The sequence below is a fragment of the Marinobacter alexandrii genome, assembly GCA_039984955.1.
GTDB lineage: Bacteria > Bacteroidota > Bacteroidia > Cytophagales > Cyclobacteriaceae > Ekhidna.
Genome location: JBDWTN010000005.1, coordinates 383,898 through 401,558, shown reverse-complemented (window position 1 = coordinate 401,558; position 17,661 = coordinate 383,898). Strand labels below are relative to the sequence as shown.

12 protein-coding genes and 1 other RNA gene are annotated in these 17,661 nt (G+C 36.6%); 8 read left to right on the top strand and 5 right to left on the bottom strand.

What is annotated here, in order from left to right:
• Positions 1 to 20: 20 nt before the first annotated feature.
• Positions 21 to 1,169 carry a tRNA (adenosine(37)-N6)-threonylcarbamoyltransferase complex transferase subunit TsaD gene (tsaD, locus tag ABJQ32_02445; GenBank protein ID MEP5288477.1) on the bottom strand — a complete coding sequence of 383 codons (1,149 nt, stop codon included), beginning with the start codon at positions 1,167 to 1,169 and terminating at the stop codon, positions 21 to 23.
• On the opposite strand from tsaD, the gene ABJQ32_02440 reads away from it, so the two are divergent.
• The 4 genes from ABJQ32_02440 to ABJQ32_02425 all read left to right on the top strand — a co-directional run bounded on the left by ABJQ32_02440 (position 1,124) and on the right by ABJQ32_02425 (position 7,566).
• The gene (locus ABJQ32_02440) at positions 1,124 to 5,542 is read left to right on the top strand and encodes a translocation/assembly module TamB domain-containing protein (GenBank protein ID MEP5288476.1); all 4,419 of its coding nucleotides are present in this window, start codon (positions 1,124 to 1,126) and stop codon (positions 5,540 to 5,542) included. The genes tsaD and ABJQ32_02440 overlap by 46 nt on opposite strands.
• 65 nt (positions 5,543 to 5,607) lie before the next feature.
• Positions 5,608 to 6,006, top strand: a complete 399-nt coding sequence (locus ABJQ32_02435; GenBank protein MEP5288475.1) for a hypothetical protein — start codon at positions 5,608 to 5,610, stop codon at positions 6,004 to 6,006.
• An 11-nt stretch (positions 6,007 to 6,017) separates the two neighbouring features.
• Positions 6,018 to 6,384: RNase P RNA component class A (gene rnpB / locus ABJQ32_02430), an RNA gene on the top strand.
• A 24-nt stretch (positions 6,385 to 6,408) separates the two neighbouring features.
• A complete protein-coding gene (locus tag ABJQ32_02425; GenBank protein ID MEP5288474.1) occupies positions 6,409 to 7,566 on the top strand; it encodes a sigma-54 dependent transcriptional regulator in 1,158 nt (385 codons plus the stop codon).
• On the opposite strand, the gene ABJQ32_02420 is transcribed toward ABJQ32_02425, so the two are convergent.
• Together ABJQ32_02420 and ABJQ32_02415 are read right to left on the bottom strand one after the other, a co-directional pair.
• On the bottom strand, positions 7,563 to 7,691 hold the full coding sequence (locus ABJQ32_02420; protein MEP5288473.1) for a hypothetical protein: 129 nt from the start codon (positions 7,689 to 7,691) through the stop codon (positions 7,563 to 7,565). The genes ABJQ32_02425 and ABJQ32_02420 overlap by 4 nt on opposite strands.
• Before the next feature lie 111 nt (positions 7,692 to 7,802).
• Positions 7,803 to 8,765: a hypothetical protein gene (locus ABJQ32_02415; protein MEP5288472.1), complete on the bottom strand. Its 963-nt coding sequence runs from the start codon at positions 8,763 to 8,765 to the stop codon at positions 7,803 to 7,805.
• 47 nt (positions 8,766 to 8,812) lie between these two features.
• Between ABJQ32_02415 and ABJQ32_02410 the strand changes: the two genes are divergently transcribed.
• Positions 8,813 to 9,661 carry a hypothetical protein gene (locus tag ABJQ32_02410; GenBank protein ID MEP5288471.1) on the top strand — a complete coding sequence of 283 codons (849 nt, stop codon included), beginning with the start codon at positions 8,813 to 8,815 and terminating at the stop codon, positions 9,659 to 9,661.
• Here ABJQ32_02410 and ABJQ32_02405 read toward each other — a convergent pair.
• The gene (locus ABJQ32_02405; GenBank protein MEP5288470.1) at positions 9,655 to 12,060 is read right to left on the bottom strand and encodes a thiamine pyrophosphate-dependent enzyme; all 2,406 of its coding nucleotides are present in this window, start codon (positions 12,058 to 12,060) and stop codon (positions 9,655 to 9,657) included. The two genes, ABJQ32_02410 and ABJQ32_02405, sit on opposite strands and share 7 nt — an antisense overlap.
• A gap of 268 nt (positions 12,061 to 12,328) precedes the next feature.
• On the opposite strand from ABJQ32_02405, the gene ald reads away from it, so the two are divergent.
• The 3 genes from ald to ABJQ32_02390 all read left to right on the top strand — a co-directional run bounded on the left by ald (position 12,329) and on the right by ABJQ32_02390 (position 15,321).
• Complete coding sequence (gene ald, locus ABJQ32_02400; protein MEP5288469.1) at positions 12,329 to 13,441, top strand: alanine dehydrogenase; 1,113 nt, start codon at positions 12,329 to 12,331, stop codon at positions 13,439 to 13,441.
• Between the two features lie 141 nt (positions 13,442 to 13,582).
• The gene (locus ABJQ32_02395; GenBank protein ID MEP5288468.1) at positions 13,583 to 14,614 is read left to right on the top strand and encodes a histidine kinase; all 1,032 of its coding nucleotides are present in this window, start codon (positions 13,583 to 13,585) and stop codon (positions 14,612 to 14,614) included.
• Positions 14,611 to 15,321: a LytTR family transcriptional regulator DNA-binding domain-containing protein gene (locus ABJQ32_02390; GenBank protein ID MEP5288467.1), complete on the top strand. Its 711-nt coding sequence runs from the start codon at positions 14,611 to 14,613 to the stop codon at positions 15,319 to 15,321. Before ABJQ32_02395 ends, ABJQ32_02390 begins: the two co-directional genes overlap by 4 nt.
• On the opposite strand, the gene ABJQ32_02385 is transcribed toward ABJQ32_02390, so the two are convergent.
• Positions 15,299 to 17,566 (bottom strand): patatin-like phospholipase family protein, encoded by a 2,268-nt coding sequence (locus tag ABJQ32_02385; GenBank protein MEP5288466.1) that lies wholly within the window; start codon positions 17,564 to 17,566, stop codon positions 15,299 to 15,301. The two genes, ABJQ32_02390 and ABJQ32_02385, sit on opposite strands and share 23 nt — an antisense overlap.
• Positions 17,567 to 17,661: the final 95 nt, after the last annotated feature.

The following is a 17,661-nucleotide window of genomic DNA, read 5'->3' as shown; positions in this document are numbered from 1 at the left end:
TTAAATATATAATAGACTTATTAAAAAGGCATTCGAGGTAGGGGACTATCGTTCATTTGTCCAAAGGCTTGCTTTTCATAGAGCAAATGACCACTCATAGCGATCATTCCTGCATTATCTGTACAATATTGAAAATCTGGTATGAATACTTCCCACCCATATTTCATTGAAGCATCCTCGAGAGCACTTCTTAAGCCACTATTGGCGGAGACACCCCCGGCTATTGCTATTCTATCAATACTCTCTTGTTTAGCAGCCTTTATTAGTTTGTCCATAAGCATGGAAACAAATGAGTATTGAATACTGGCAGATAGATCATTCAAGTTCTCCGAAATGAAAGCTTCATTTTGTTGTATTTCCTTCCTTAGAAAATAAAGTATTGATGTTTTAACTCCACTGAATGAGTAGTCTAGGTTGGGCATTTCGGAGAGAGAAAAGGAAAACTTATTTGGATCACCCTGTTTGGCTAATTTGTCAATCATTGGTCCACCAGGATAGGGTAGGTCTAGAAGTTTTGCAGCTTTATCGAAAGCCTCACCTACTGCATCATCTTGGGTTTGTCCCAATATGATCATTTCAGTAACGCTGTTAACCCGAAGGATTTGGGTATGACCACCACTCACTGTCAAACATATAAATGGGTATTTGGGTTTTGGATCGTCAATAAAATGAGCTAGAACATGTGCCTTCATATGATGAATTGGGATAATTGGGATATTCAACGATGCAGCCATGGATTTGGCAAAACTCGATCCAATTAACAAAGCACCGAGTAATCCAGGACCTCTTGTGTAGGCAATTCCATCCAGTTCATCTACGTTAATACTTGAGTGAGATAGAACATGATCGACGATTGGCACGATATTTCTTTGATGCTCTCTTGATGCAAGTTCGGGAACTACTCCACCGTACTGTTCATGAATAGCTTGGCTAGCAATTTCATTATTGATTACTTTGCCGTTAATACATATAGATGCTGAAGTTTCGTCACAAGAGGACTCTATACCAAGAATAACTGCCACCGCTTTTTTTGAAGGCCAAGATAACCATATCGCAAGTTCGCAAGATACTCTGGAAGCTTTTTTCAGGGATTTTCTTTTATACATTATCAGCTGTACTGGTAGTGCTATTATTGCTTCAACTCCAACCCATCCAAACTTTTCTTGCACAAAAGGTTCTTCAATCTATTTCAAGTAAGACGGATCATGAAATAACTATAAATAAAATTAAGATCTCTTGGCTTGATCGAGCCAGCTTAGAGGATGTGTTTATTCGTGATTTGCAAAATGATACATTGCTCTATGCACAGAATTTAATGGTTAATTATGAAGTATGGGATTTAATAAATGGAGAATATTTAAATATTGAAGAGGTAGAGTCAAAAGAATTGCGACTGAAATTAACAAAATATGATAGTGCCTCTAAAATCAATCTTTCACAATTTATCGACGCTTTAAAAACTGATGCCAAAAAGGATAAGTCCAAATTTTTAAATATTGAAGAAGTTTCACTCTCTAATCTCCAGCTTAGTTTGGAGGATAGGTCAAAGAAACATAATGTCAATAAACTAGATTTTTCGAACTTAAATTTTATTATTCCTGATTTTACAATGTCAATGCTTTCTGTTAAAACAGATACCATTATAGGAAGTATTATGCAAATGCGCGGATATGAGTTGAACTCTAATTTTATTGTAAAAGATTTTAGTACTGTTTTTAGGGTAAGTAATCAGTCTTTGAGCGTCAATGACTTAGATTTCGTAACTCCAACAAGCCACATTACGGATAGTCTTGAATTTTTCTATAGTGGACTTGATGATTTTGGATCCTTTGTAGATAGTGTTTCATTTATTCTTCATTTCAAAGATTCCAGAATATCTAAAGAGGACATGAGGATTATTTTAGGAATTGATGCTGTTAAGGAGAATCTCACCATAGATGGGGTTGTTTGGGGTACTATTGGTGATTTCAATATTGAAGAAACTAGATTCGGCTATGGCAGTTCTTACTTTGTTGGAGGGGTAAGCTGTTTTGGTCTTCCAGATATTTCGCAGACTTTTATTCTTGCGGATCTTACTGATTCACATGTAATACCGGATGATCTAAAACCCTATATAGGCGACTACTCCGAAAACCTTCAACAAATGGGTAAAATTGATTTCACTGGGAGTTTTGCAGGTTTTTTAAATGATTTTGTGGCTAGAGGTGATTTTTTAACCAATCAGGGATCAGTTCATACAGACATAAACATAAAAATTCCTGAGAACCCATCAGAGATGTCATATGAAGGTAATTTGGAGTTCAAAGACGTGAACGTTGGTGCTTTCTTCCAAAATGATTTGGTACAAAGGGTAAATCTGAAAGCAGCTATCAATGGAAAAGGAATTAAGCCTGAAAATGCAGATTTTGAACTCAAAGCTCTTGTGTATCAGAGTGGCTTGAAGGGATATGTTTATGATAGTATAGAAGCTGATGGGAAGTTTGCGAAAAATTATTTTGAAGGTAGTTTTTCTGTGCAGGATGCAAATTGCTTGGTTGATGGTATTGCTAGAGTCGATTTAAGACAAGATAAAGAAGTAGTTAAAATTGATACAAAGATTGAGATTTTTAATGCCGATAGCTTGAATTTAACTGCTAAATCAATCACTGGAAAGGGAAAAATTAATCTTGAAATTGAGGATTTGGATATTGATAATTTTAAGGCGAAGCTAAAGGTAGACTCAGGACTTTTTTCCTTAGAAGGAAAAGAATTGATTCTTGATTCTATTCGATTTGCTGCAGGTTTTGATGATAGTGTAAGAGTTGTGGAATTAGCTTTCCCTGGATTTGAGTCTTCGTTGAAAGGTGCATTTAAAGTATCTAATGTATTGAAAGACATTCCTAATATGGCATCAGGGTATGCTTCCCTGCTCCAATTGAAGGAGGATTCTGTTGAGTACGTAGGGAGTGGTGAAAGTTACAAGTTGTCATTCAATGCTATAGTGACTAATGTCTCACCATATCTTGACTCACTTGACCTTCCAGTTTCAATAGGCGGTCAAACAGTTATTGATGCATCATTCAGACAAAGTAAGAATGTGAACGTGTCTCTATTTTTAAAGTCCGATACATTAATTATTGGAAAGAACGAATTTCATGATCCAATAATTGAATTAAACGGATCAAAAGATCTTGATGCATCCAGCGTACTTACTAATTTCCTTTTCGAATCAGAAAGACAAGTTATTCCAGGTGTGCCGGATACTGAAGGCCTCTTATTAGAAGGTGTTTGGTTTGATGATAATATAGAAATGACAACCATTGTTAGTCAGCCTGTGACAGCAAGTAGTGTAAGAGTAGAAAGCAGTCTAAAACTTTATGAAGATTCCCTAGTGTTGAAAATGTTGCCATCGGATATCCAACTATTAGATGATAATTGGAATTTTAATCCAACTAATAAAATAGTTATTACTGAGAAAGGAACATCAATTTCTAATTTGGAAATTTATGATTCAAGTGAATCAATTACTATTGAAGGAAATTATGCTGAATCCGATCCTACTTCAATTTTGATTTCTGCGGAAGACCTAAATATGGATAAAGTAGGTCTCTTTTCAGATGCGGAGATTAGCGGGTTTTTAAATGGCAATTTTAAGCTATTCAGAAAAACTGCTGATGAATCCTTTCAGTTTGATGGTGCATTTCTTCTGAAAAATTTACGATATGATGATTTGATAGTTGGTGACGTCAGTGGATCGTCACAATGGAACCCTGTAAATAAAAGTATTTTCACAAAAGTCGAAGTAGAACGAAAAGATGTAAATGCGATTCAAGTAAAAGGATTTTATTATCCTAAAAAGGAAAGTGAACAACTCGATTTCAGTATTACTTTTGATGAAGCTGAACTAAAGATGGGAGAACCTTTTTTATCTAAAAACTTCTCCGATATTGAAGGAGTAGCAAACGGTTCTTTAAAACTTACTGGATCTTTAGCTTCGCCTAGGGTTATTGGTAACTGTCGTATTGAAGGTGGTGGTGTTACTATCAATTACCTAAACACGCATTATAAGTTTAATGGGCAATTGGATTTTGATCCTAAAGTGATTTCGTTGGTGAACTTCGATCTAATTGATAGAAAAGGTTCAAATGCCAATGTCTCAGGAGGAATGGGGCACAGTTCTTTTAAAGATTTCATCGCCGACTTTAAGGTTAATGCAAACAAATTCGAGTTTCTGAATACAACAGCCCTAGACAACAGCTTGTACTATGGCTCAACATATGGAACCGGAAGAATTAATGTAACAGGCCCTTTAAATGATCTCAATATCAGTGCTAAAATAAGAACAGAGGCAGATACTAGGTTCTATATACCAATCTCAGAAGGATCGAATGTTGGTCAGGAAGAGTATATCACATTCATAGATTTTACGGACACAACACAAAATGCAGCCACAGAGGATTTCACTATCTCTGGTCTAACGTTGGATTTTGATATTGAAGTCACCCCAGATGCATACTGTGAACTAATTTTTAATCAACGAACAGGAGAAATTATTCAGGGCAGAGGAACGGGTAATCTTAAATTAAGACTCGATTCTGATGGAGAATTTGATATGTTTGGGACACTTACCATCGATGAAGGCTCCTATAATTTTACTCCAAGCCTCGGAGGTACTTCTTTGATTAGCAAGCTTTTCGATGTTACTCCAGGTAGTACCATAACGTGGTTTGGAGAGCCGTACAATGCATCCTTGGATTTTGAGGCTGTTTATTTACAAAGAGCATCTTTTGAGGATTTAAAAAACCCTGAAAATCAATTGGAAGAAAATTTAAATGAAAAAGTGCCATTGTTAGTTGTTCTGGATCTTACGGGACCAATACTAAGTCCAGATATTAAATTTGAAATTAGACTTAAGGATCCAGTTGATGCAATTGATGCAAATAATGCAATTTTAAAACAACTTGAATTAGACAAAGAGGAACTTGAAAGACAAGTCATTAGCTTGCTATTTTTGAGGAGATTCACGCCAAGAGAAAGTTTTTTCACAAGTAATGAAGGCTTCAGTGTTTCTAAAAGTGTTAGTGAAGTACTTTCCAATCAGTTGAGTTATTTAGCAAATCAGGTAGACGAAAACCTTGAATTAGAAATTGATCTTGCAGACCTAAGTAATGAGGCATTTAATTCTTTTCAGTTAAGGTTTGCATACACACTTCTAAACGGGCGATTGAAAGTGGCAAGAGGCGGAGATTTTGGTAATCCTGAGGATAACAATGACAATGTTTTGAATGATATAGTCGGAGATTGGTCGGTTGAATATAGTTTGACGAAGGATGGCAGATTAAGAGCGAAGGTTTTTAGAAATACAAATCAACGTATTCAAATTACCGATAACCAGCAAAATCAAGAAACTGGGATAAGTCTAAGATTTGTACATTCATTCAATGATTTGTCAGATCTTCTTACAAGGAACAGAGAGGAAGCTATATTAAGGCGTAAAGAAGAGACAGAAGAAGAAGCTAAAAAGAAAGAAGAGGAAGAGGATAAAGATGCGTCCGAATTGTAATTCTAGAGATTAGAAATTTCTCAAACTTAATTACTACCTTATGGTAAGTTAAAAACCTAACCACCATGAATTACAGAAAGTTTAGTGAGAATTTTGCAGCCGAGATTGGAGGTGAATTCAGAGAGTATGACGATACTCAGTCCGTTATCATTGTTCCTTTAAAAAGCGGAAGATTTCAGACGGTCACGGGACATATTATAGAACATCCTGACTATAAAAGAGAAGCAGTTCATTTAAAATCTAAAGTTTGCGAACTTACCTATGACATTCCTTTCAATGAATGCTTGGAAGCCTCAAAGGATTATCCTTACACTAAGTTTATTGTGGAGGATGGTTTTCTAAAAGTCGAAGCAATAAATTTTCTGATAAACCTTAAAGACCAGATGGTCAAAGAGATGATTTTTGAAATTGCCAGGCATGCCGATGATTGGGAGTTAAAAATCACAGGAAAAGATATACATTAAATACTTTTGCAATTGCAAGCTGACCTATCGTACTGACAGTATCGTCAGTAAGGAAAGTCCGGGCAGCATAGAGCAACGTACTTCCTAATAAGAAGCATGCTGACGGTAACAGTCAGTTTAGAGAAAGTGCCACAGAAAATAAACTACCAAGACGGTTACCGTCTTGGAAAAGGTGAAAAGGTGAGGTAAGAGCTCACCGGTCGAATGGTGACATTGGACGCATGGTAAACCTTACGTGCTGAAAGACCAAATAGGTTCTGCGTTTTAAGGGTTGCTCACCCAAGCAGAATTGGGTAGGTCGTTAGATGCTGATAGTGATGTCAGTGCTAGATAAATGATGGGATAAAACAGAACCCGGCTTACTGGCTTGCTTTTTGTTTACTTAATTTGATAAAAAAATATATGTCTAAGATTTTAGTAGTTGATGACGAAAAAAGCATACGAGATGCTTTAAGTGATATCCTCATAGAGGAGGGATATGAGGTTTTGACTGGAGAAGATGGGGAAGATGGGTGGTCAAAACTGCAAGATGAAAAAATTGATTTGGTCCTCTGTGATATCAAGATGCCCAAGATGGATGGTATGGAACTTTTGGGTAAGGTGTCTGAAGAGGGGCTTGATATTCCATTCGTAATGATTTCAGCGCATGGAACAATAGATACAGCTGTGGATGCTACGAAGAAAGGGGCCTATGACTTCATACAGAAGCCACCAGATTTAAATAGAATACTTCTCACCGTTAGAAACGCACTTGAAAGCTCCAAGCTAACGACAGAGACGAAAGTTTTGAGGAAAAAGGTTAGCAAAGGATTTGAGATTATTGGTGAATCAAAAGGTATTGCTGAAGTAAAAGAAACCATTGAAAAAGTAGCTCCTACAGAGGCTCGTGTTTTAATACATGGAGAAAATGGTACAGGGAAGGAGCTTGTTGCAAGATGGTTGCATGAAAAGAGTACTAGATCAAAAGCTCCATTGGTGGAAGTAAACTGTGCTGCAATTCCATCAGAGCTCATTGAAAGTGAACTTTTTGGACATGAAAAAGGATCTTTCACATCTGCTCATAAACAGAGGATAGGAAAATTTGAGCAAGCACATGGCGGAACATTGTTTCTAGACGAAATAGGTGATATGAGTCTCTCAGCACAAGCTAAAGTTCTCAGAGCACTTCAAGATAAAAAAATCAATAGAGTAGGTGGAGACAAGTCTATCAGTGTGGATGTAAGAGTACTTGCTGCTACTAATAAAAACCTCAAACAAGAGATAGAAAAAGGAAACTTTAGAGAGGATCTATATCACAGGTTAAGTGTGATGGTTATTACGGTACCGCCTTTGAGAGAAAGAAAAGAAGATATTACTTTATTATCTGAGCATTTTTTGGAGCAAGTGGCTACTGAGTATGGTACAGCTAAGAAAGAATTAGAGGGAGGGGCAATTGACCAATTACAAAAATATGATTGGACAGGGAATATTCGTGAATTACGAAATGTGATAGAAAGACTGGTTATCATGTCACAAGACACGATAAAAGTAGGAGATGTGAAAAAGTATGTGGAGACTTAAGCGTTAGCTTGTTGCTCTGTTTTTACTTCTTTAGTGTCTTCTTGAGCATAAGTAGGACAAGTTCTTTGAGTACATGCACTCATTGCCAAGATAATCACTGCTAGAATAGTAAGTTTTAGTTTCATAAGCGGTTTATTTGTTAGAGCAAGCTCTTCATTTAATAACTAACTCTTCAAAAATAGGAGAAATAATCAACTATACAACAGCGATTCATTCAAAATATTTTATGCTTTTCGCTAAATCATCAAGTTACACCCACGAATGTCACTATTATCAAAACGACCAAGAACTTCGAAACCTTCATGTTTCGTTCTTCCAAGGTCTTTGGTCTCGATAAAACAACAAGAATCAATGTTTGCAAGGTCGATAACATTAATGCCGCCAGTTTTATTTTGATCTAGGTAAGCGAATGGATCATTAATGTCTCTAATCAGGCATTTAGCCCAAGGCGGAAAATGAAAGATGCCATTTTCACCATACGCTTGACTTTGCAGTTCTGTCATGCCATATTCTGAGAAGACTGTATTTACACTAAATCCATCTTTAAGCATTTGATGGAGTTCGTTTCTGATTATTTCTCTTCTTCGTCCTTTCATTCCACCGGTTTCAATAACAATACAATTTTGAGAGGTAATAGGTCCTGACTTGTCTAGAAGATCCAGGAACGCGAATGAGACTCCAATAAAAATTTTGGGATCTTCATTTTCTAACAAAGACGTTAAATCTTCCCCAATAAAATATCCTGACCCATCAGCAGAATAAGACATGAAATAATCTACCATGCTTATGAGTGATGAATCACCTTGCTCTAGATAGGACGGCAGAAGAGCGATGATTTTAATTTCTGAGAGACTGCCAAAAGATTTTTCAAATACGCTTTTAGAATACGTATGATAATGGTCCAGATCTTTGATGAAATGCTTGCTTCTACCTTCGTCAGTAGTGCCGCTACTCCTAAATATTTTTTTTTCTTTCCATTCTCCACTTTTTACCGCATGATTTTTGAAGAACTCAATAGGTAAAAAAGGGATCTCTGTAAGTTTTTTAACAGTTTTGGGGTTTACTTTAAGGTAATTACAGTATTCGCGATATACCTGATTGGTATGAAATTGATAATCGAATGCCTCTAAGGAACAATCAACTATGGTTTTTTCGTTTATAGAGAGCATGGATTGTTTAAAATCCTCAGAGAAACTCATTTTGTTGTTTAATTAAGGGCAATGTGAATTATTTTTGTTTTTAACATATGAATAAATATTTAAAATATCTCTCTTATATCTTAATATTTGGATTGACCGGATGTTTTAACAAAGATATTTTCCCTGATACTCCTAGCATAAAGTTTCAGGCAATAGAATTTTACAATAGTGAAAATTCATTAGATTCTCTGGTGTTAAGCTTTTCCTTCGAAGATGGTGGTGGAAATATTGGATTGGATCAAATAGAAGACGCAGGAATACCATACCATTTTGTTAACGCAGTACTTGATGGAGATTCAGCAATCTTGACTTCTGACAGTGAACATAATCCTCCTTACCTTTCTGCACCAATAGCGCTTCTAGCTCGCTCTATTCAACTAAGAGATGGGCTGAATAGCAATGGTGGACAACTTTTTAGAACAGAGCAGGTTAATGAATTTCAACGTGTTGGTACATTCTCCCAGCTCGGAAGCGATGACCCCAGAATAGGAAGTGATGATTGTGAAAATTACATTGATTTTGTTTTTTTCTTCCCTGAAGAAGATGGACCCAATAGAGATCGAATAGGTAGAGAAGAGATTGGAGGTTTTGTCATTCCAAATGAAAACTATTACAATATTATTATTGATTTCTACGAAAGACTTCCAAACGGAGATTACTCCAGAGTTGATTTTAATACAATTTTTGAGACGTGTGTCGGTAGGTTTGATGGACGTATACCCATATTCGATGCAGATGCTACTCAAGGAACAATTAGCTATGCCCTCAGATCTGGAGGTTTTCAGTTTCTTCTAGGTAAACCACTGCAGGTGAGATTCAAGGTTATAGATAGAGCTCTAAATCAAAGTAATACGGTTAGCTCTCCGGATTTTTTTCTTGAAGATATTACTCAATAGATACTTGGGAATCTTTCCGGATCTATTTCGGAATGCATACTATATATCTCATCAAAGATCTCCTCCACATTTGGTTTAGAGAAATAGTCTCCATCACTACCGTATGCCGCACGATGGTTTTTACCGGTAATTGTCAAAGGCTTTGAGTCTAAATGAAAATAACCATTATCTCTTTCAAGAATTTGCTGAAGAATAAATGCTGATGCCCCACCTTCTACATCCTCATCGATAACCACTAGCCTGTTTGTTTTATTTAAGGACTTGACAATCATTTGAGGGCGATCGAATGGGATAAGTGATTGAGCATCTATCACCTCGGCATCTATCCCCACTTCTTCCAGTTGATTCGCGGCTTCCATTACGACTCTACAGGTAGATCCGTAGGTAACAATTGTTACATCCTTGCCAGTTCGTAGGATCTCAGGCTCGCCAAGAGCCAGTTTGAAATCATTTAGATTTTCTGGTATCCGTTCTTTTAGTCTATATCCATTTAAAGATTCAATAACCAAAGCAGGATCATCTGATGCTATTAGTGTGTTATAAAACCCAGCTGCCTGAGTCATATTTCTAGGAGTCAATACAAACATCCCTCTCAAGGAGTGAAGGATCATTCCCATCGGCGATCCTGAATGCCATACTCCTTCAAGCCTGTGACCTCTGGTTCTAATAATTAATGGAGCTTTCTGACCGCCATACGTGCGATATTGAAGCGTTGCTAAATCATCAGATAAAGTCTGGAGAGCATAGAGCAAATAATCAAGGTATTGGATTTCAGCTATTGGTTTTAGACCTCTAATTGCCGCACCAATTCCTTGACCAATAATTGTTGTTTCACGTATTCCGGTATCGGTTACCTTTAGATCTCCATACTTCTCCTGTAATCCAGCAAATCCTTGATTAACATCACCGATTTTGCCTACATCTTCTCCAAAAGCAAATATCCTAGGATCATTTTTTAGTAGATTGTCAAAACAGGCATTTAAGACTTCTCTTCCATCCACTAACTCGCTATTATCTGAATATTCAGCGGAGTTAGTCTCAACATTTAGAGCGGATTCTGATGATTCGCTATATAGTTTGGAGTTGAATTGCTCAGCATAAACTTCAATTTTATCATTAAGCCAGTTTGCAAGCGTCTGCTTTTCTGTAGACTTTTCTTGATTTAATAATCTCAAACATTTTTTAGCAGAACGGATGATATGAGATTTTTCAGGGTTTAACTCTTTTCGAAGACCTTCTGATATTTTCTCAATTTCAGGTTTCTTGGAGGAAGAGATCCCAGCTTTATCAATAAGATTTATTGCCTCTTCAACATCCTTTTTGATATCTAGAGTATAAGATTTCCATGCTCGGTCTTTTGCTTGCTTGGCAATTTGTTTAGCCTCCTTTTCTATTTCATTAAGCTCTTCGGTGGTAGCTATTTTTTCTGATACGATCCATTCACGCATTTTCAGAATGCAATCATGATTTTTTTCCCAATCTAAGCGTTCTTTGGTCTTATATCTTTCATGTGATCCAGAGGTAGAATGACCTTGAGGTTGAGTAACCTCAATCACATGAATTAAACAAGGAGTGTGAGTTTTTCGTGAAATGTCAATCGCTTTTTTATACGTCTCTAACAAAGCCACATAATCCCAGGCTTTCACTTTTAAAATTTCAAAGCCAGATTTGTCTTTAGTCTTTTGAAATCCACTAAGCGCGTCAGAGATGCTTTCCTTGATTGTATGATATTTTTGAGGAACAGATATTCCATAACCATCATCCCAAACGGACATTACCATGGGTACTTGAAGTACACCTGCGGCGTTCATGGTTTCCCAAAAATGTCCTTCGGAGGTAGAGGCGTTTCCGATAGTGCCAAACGCAACTTCATTTCCATTGATTGAGAAGTCCTCCAATTCAGATAGATCTTTATTCTCTCTGTAAAGCTTTGAAGCATAAGCCAAGCCTAATAGGCGAGGCATTTGACCTGCTGTAGGAGAGATATCTGCACTACTATTTTTCTTGTCCGTTTGTGTTAACCATTCCCCTTTTTCGTTAAGGTATCTTGTCGCAAAATGACCATTCATCATTCTTCCTGCTGATGCAGGTTCTGCGTTTACATCTGTATGAGCATATAATTGAGCAAAAAATTGCTGAGTGTTTAGTTGACCAATGGCCATCATAAAAGTTTGGTCACGGTAATAGCCTGATCTCCAATCTCCATTCTTGAAAAATTTAGCCATTGCTATTTGTGGTACTTCTTTTCCATCGCCAAAAATTCCAAACTTGGCTTTACCCATAAAAACTTCCTTCCTGCCAATAAGGCTTGCTTCTCGGCTTTCAATAGCTAATTGATAATCCTGAAGTATTTCTTCTATCGAAACAGGAAGTTTAGTTTTGTTTTTCGCCTCACTCATATTCTTAAAGAATTTTTTGGTTTAAATACAAAATGACCACTTCCAAAAATAAGCATTTTCGATCATTTTTAAAAGTAAACGAACGATACAAAAGTATTGTTTGATTTTTTTATTGGTTTGTTATTGAAATTAAAATTCATTTTTTATAATTAAACAGAATATTATTCTGAATAAATTAATATTTAATTCATGGTTATTTTGTATTTTAAAATGTTAGTTAGTCTATTAAATGAGCACCCTATATTTGCCATCTTTAATTTTAATTATCATGATAATAGGCGTTCCAAAAGAGATTAAAAACAACGAAAATCGAGTGGCCGTTACTCCTTCTGGAGTAGTAGAATTTACAAAGAGAGGCCATGATATTTATATTCAATCGACTGCTGGTGATGGAAGTGGTTTTACAGATGACCAGTATGAAGAAGCAGGGGCTAGCATACTTCCGACAATTGAGGCTGTGTATGAGAAAGCTGAAATGATAATTAAAGTAAAAGAGCCCATCGAACCCGAATATAAGTTATGCAAGAAGGATCAGCTAATCTTTACTTATTTCCATTTTGCGTCTCATGAACCACTAACAAAGGCAATGATTGAAAGTGGAGCAGTATGCTTGGCTTATGAGACTGTTGAACGTCCGGATAGGTCTTTACCATTGTTAGTTCCAATGTCAGAAGTGGCCGGAAGAATGTCTGTACAAGAGGGAGCTAAGTATCTTGAGAAACCATTGAAGGGCAGAGGTATACTGCTTGGAGGAGTTCCAGGTGTAAGACCTGCTAAAGTCTTGATCATGGGAGGTGGTGTTGTTGGTACAAATGCTGCAAAAATGGCCTCAGGTATGGGAGCTGATGTTACTATGATGGATTTAAATCTTCAAAGACTTAGATATCTTGATGATGTCATGCCAGCGAATGTGAATACGTTCATGAGTAGTGAATACAATATTAGAGAACTTATCAGTACACATGATTTAATTATAGGGGCTGTTTTAATACCTGGAGCAAAAGCTCCACACTTGGTAACAAAAGATATGTTAAAGGAAATGCAGCCAGGAACAGTTCTTGTTGATGTAGCTGTAGACCAGGGAGGATGTATAGAAACGTGCAAACCCACAACACACGAAGATCCAACTTACATCATTGATGATGTCGTTCATTATTGCGTTGCGAATATGCCGGGAGCAGTGCCTTACACTTCAACGCTTGCATTAACAAATGCAACACTTCCATATGCTATTCAGCTTGCAAATAAGGGATGGAAGCAGGCTTGTATCGATAGTAATGAATTGAAGCTTGGACTAAATGTGATAAATGGCGAGATCGTATATAAAGGAGTGTCGGAAGCATTTGATATGCCATATACACCTGTTGAGAAGTTTTTATAAATAAGCCAGAAGAAAAATTGTAGCCCGCATAATCATATGTGGGCTTTTTTGTTTCCATTCATGTAGGAGTTATGACCATTCACTTCAAAGCATAATAAATCAATTGTCATCTTCTCTTTCTTTGTATCGAAATTCAAATGAATGACAAGAAATAACTCTTACTGGCTACTGCAATCAATTGGTTGGACTACTTACGCAATCATCGGAGCAATTGTATCATTCCTTTTTTATGATAACGTAGATGTATGGGTAATCTTAGCTCAGTTTTTTGGCGGGGCTGTAATGTTTCTATCTACTCATCTCCTAAGGTATAAGATGAAGTTGGATGGTTGGCTGAAATTAGGAGTTCAGAAGCTAATAATTAGATTGATTCCAGCTCTTTTTATTTTGGCAGTACTTGCAAATGGAATCATTACAGGTTATACACTTTCTACAACAGACATTATTGATGTTAATAGAATCAGCCCAATGCTTTTCTTGCTATTCACCATTCAGACATTTGTATACTTCAGTTTGTGGGTGGCGATTTACTTGATTATTTATTTTTTCAGAAACTATAAGAAAGAAGAAGTAGAAAAATGGAGATTAGAGACTGCAGTTAAAGACGCAGAACTCATTGCTTTGAAGGCGCAAATAAATCCCCATTTTTTATTCAATGCACTCAACAATATAAGAGCATTAATTCTGGAAGATCAAATGAAAGCTAGAGATATGGTTTCACATATTTCAGAGTTGCTTCGGTACTCAATTCAATTCAATGACAATGAAAAGGTGACAATTGCTGAAGAACTTGAAATTGTGAACAAATACTTGGAGCTCGAAAGTATTCACTATGAAAATCGCTTGCATTATGAAATTCTAAGTAAAAAAGAGCTTAACAATTGTAAGATTCCGCCAATGCTTATTCAACTTATGGCTGAGAATGCGGTGAAGCATGGCATATCTCAGATTAAAAATGGAGGGGATATTTTAATTTCAGTAGAAAAAGAAGGTAAGAACTTAATTTTAGAAGTGAACAACACCGGTAAACTAAAAGAAAAAATGGGTAGCGGTATCGGACTGAGAAATGCTACTGAAAGAATACGAATATTGTTTGACAGTGAACCTGACTTGGAATTGAGGCAACAAGGCAACATGGTTCAGACTAGATTAAAATTACCAATAGAAAAATGAAAGCATTATTAGTAGACGATACACGATTAGCTCGTCAAGAGCTGCAATTCTTACTGCAAAACCATAAGGATGTAGAAGTGATAGGCGAAGCTGAAAACGCAGATGATGCAAAGAAAATGATTGAAGAACTGAAACCTGATTTGGTTTTTCTGGATATTCAGATGCCGGATAAAGATGGTTTTGAGCTACTTGAAATGTTGGATGAAGTACCGCAGATTGTTTTTACAACGGCTTATAGTGAGTATGCAATAAAAGCATTTGACTACAATGCTCTGGATTACTTAAAGAAACCCATTACAGATGATCGACTTATACTAGCATTACAAAGAGTGCGCGAAAACCTTGAAAAGAAAGGCGATCCTAAAGAAGTCCTTAATCAAAATAGCCAGGTTTTTGTAAAGGATGGCGAGAAGTGCTGGTTTGTTACGTTGAAAGAAGTTCGTCTATTCGAAATATGGGATAATTATACCAGGATTTACTTTGAAGATCATAAACCAATGATTCCAAAAACACTCCAGTATATGGAGAGTAGGTTAGATCCTAAAATCTTTTTCAGAGCCAATCGACAGCAAATAATTAACATGAAGTGGATAGACAAAATAGAACCTTGGTTTAGCGGAACTATCCGGTTGTATTTAAAGGATGGTACAGAGGTGGAGGTAAGTCGAAGACAAACTTCCAGATTTAAGGAGTTGATGAGCTTTTGAGCAACCGCTGGAGTTGTTTTATTGACTCTTTGTTGCTGTTGATATTTATATTATTTATCACATGCTGCTTCTCTTTAGAAGTCAGATGCCAACTCAATGACGCTCGTTCTGCTTGACTTTGACTTGCATTATTAGTGTATGAGTCATAAGCTAATTCTACTACATCAATATCTCCTGAAAACCATGATCTCATTTGTTCAATTCGAAGGTCATTATTGATGTCTTGCATCTTTATGAGATTGTTGTAGACACTTGCAATAGGATAGGTTAGCCGATCTATTACAGATGGATTTGGAATTTTTTCTATGGGTGAATTTGATTTTGTATCTCTTACAGCCAGGAGAACTACACCACCGGTATTTTCTTCTATCCAATCTTTAAAGACGCAAATAAATCTAACAGCATCTGAGATTCCGAAATTATCTGAGATTCCTGAATCCATAATTTCAACTCTTGGTTCAGCAGGCAAACTAATGTTTGGCGTGATATACGGAAAGGATGCAGACATCCTCAACGCAGATAAAAAACTCAGTTCACCTGGAGAATTAACCCTAAAAAATGTCTGAAAATCTACTGCTCGTACTTTAGACTCCTTGTCATCAAGTACCGAAGATGATGTGGTCATGTATGTGACAGGTTGGGAAGAAATATAGAGTTTACGGCCATCATTAGCTATGGTGGGAGACATGATGAGTGTGGGGATCTCTGATTTTACCTCTAAGTCTTTATACGCGCTTATTTGCTTATCAAGTGTGTGTCCTAGGTTTTTATTTAAGCTTCGTTCAAAGACATATCCACGATCTATGCTGTAAGTTCTACCAGCATAATCATGCGTTCTTAGCTTAAAAAAAAGATCATTTACGAGAAGCCCGAAAATAACAGGGTTAAGGTTGTCCTTTCCCATGTTCTCTATTAGAACATCTTTATTCTTACTCAGTGCAATCTTTCGATTTCTAAGAAACATTTCACGATAATAAGCAGCTCCAATGACACCACCAGAAGCTCCTGTTATCATAAATGTTTGATGCATGAGGGTGCCATTTAAAGCACTATCTGCTTTTAAAAGAGAGTTTACCGCCCATAAAGCAGCTCTTTGGCCACCACCACTTACGCACAAGAAAACCATTTTTTGTTCTTTTGGATTCTTCCACTTAGACTTCCAATTTTCTAACGTTTGGAGCATGTGCATCTTGTCATGAATGTATTGCTCTTTTGAGTGAATCCTTTCTAGGTTTTCAATAGAGTATGCTGTTTTGATGGTATCGTAATCAATGCCTGCTGCCTGATTTAACCCTTTTCCAAATCCTGCTTTTACGCTCACATTTACCAAAATGAAAATTCCAATAGAAAAAGCAAGACCCCAGGTTTTAAACCAATAGCTGATCGCTCCAACCAGCATAACAGCAATAGCAAAGATCAATAGCGAACTTGCTGCAGCAGGGATTTGTAGAAACTCAATATTCATGAAGAAACCGAGCAATAGTATTACACCGATAATGATCAATTCTACTACTACTGAGTTGAAATGATTTTGGTCAAAGACTTTGATTATCGCTTCCTTATTTCTAAAGTCAACTATTTGTTCAGTGGAACGAACCTTCAATTTAAGATCAAGGTAATTGGTGACATTGTACTTGTCTGCTCTGTTTTCTCTGACCTTATTCATTACCCGGTCTCTACTGACCACATTGCGTCTAAGTCGCTTGTCAACGGAACCTGCCAGGTAAATAAAAATGTCTTTATTGGTAAATCTGAAATAGATAATCATCAATAAATGCATAGCTACTATCCCCAAGATTAAGCCTCCGATAAAAAGAAAAATATCTAGATTCATCGCGAGCCCATTGTTGACCTGAAACCTAATGATCATTAGAATGTAGGCGATGAGAATGAGAAGAGGAATGAGGCTGTTGTTGACGGAGAATTTTGTGAAAGGGCGTTGTAAAACACCAATAAACCTAAATCGATGACTATCTAAAATGTAAGTAGTGATGTGCCATGCCATCATCAAATTTCCAAACGCCAAGCCAACTAGAAAAAAGCTCCAAAAGCTCACTTCACCAAGATATTCTGGATCAAGAAATAAATAGTGGATACCATAAACTTTACCAAGACCTCCAGAAAACGATGCGAAAATGATGACCCATACGGTCAATAAAGCTAGGTTTTTCTTCAGATGATGAAATGTCAACTGAATCATTAAGGAGTGTAGTAGTTGATTAATTGCCTTTTTGAATTTGAGCATTTTCCGTTTATCGAAAGTTATGGATCTGATTTAGACTTATTCAACGAGTTAGTCGAAATAGACTCTATAACATCTAATATAACGACTATCTTCAT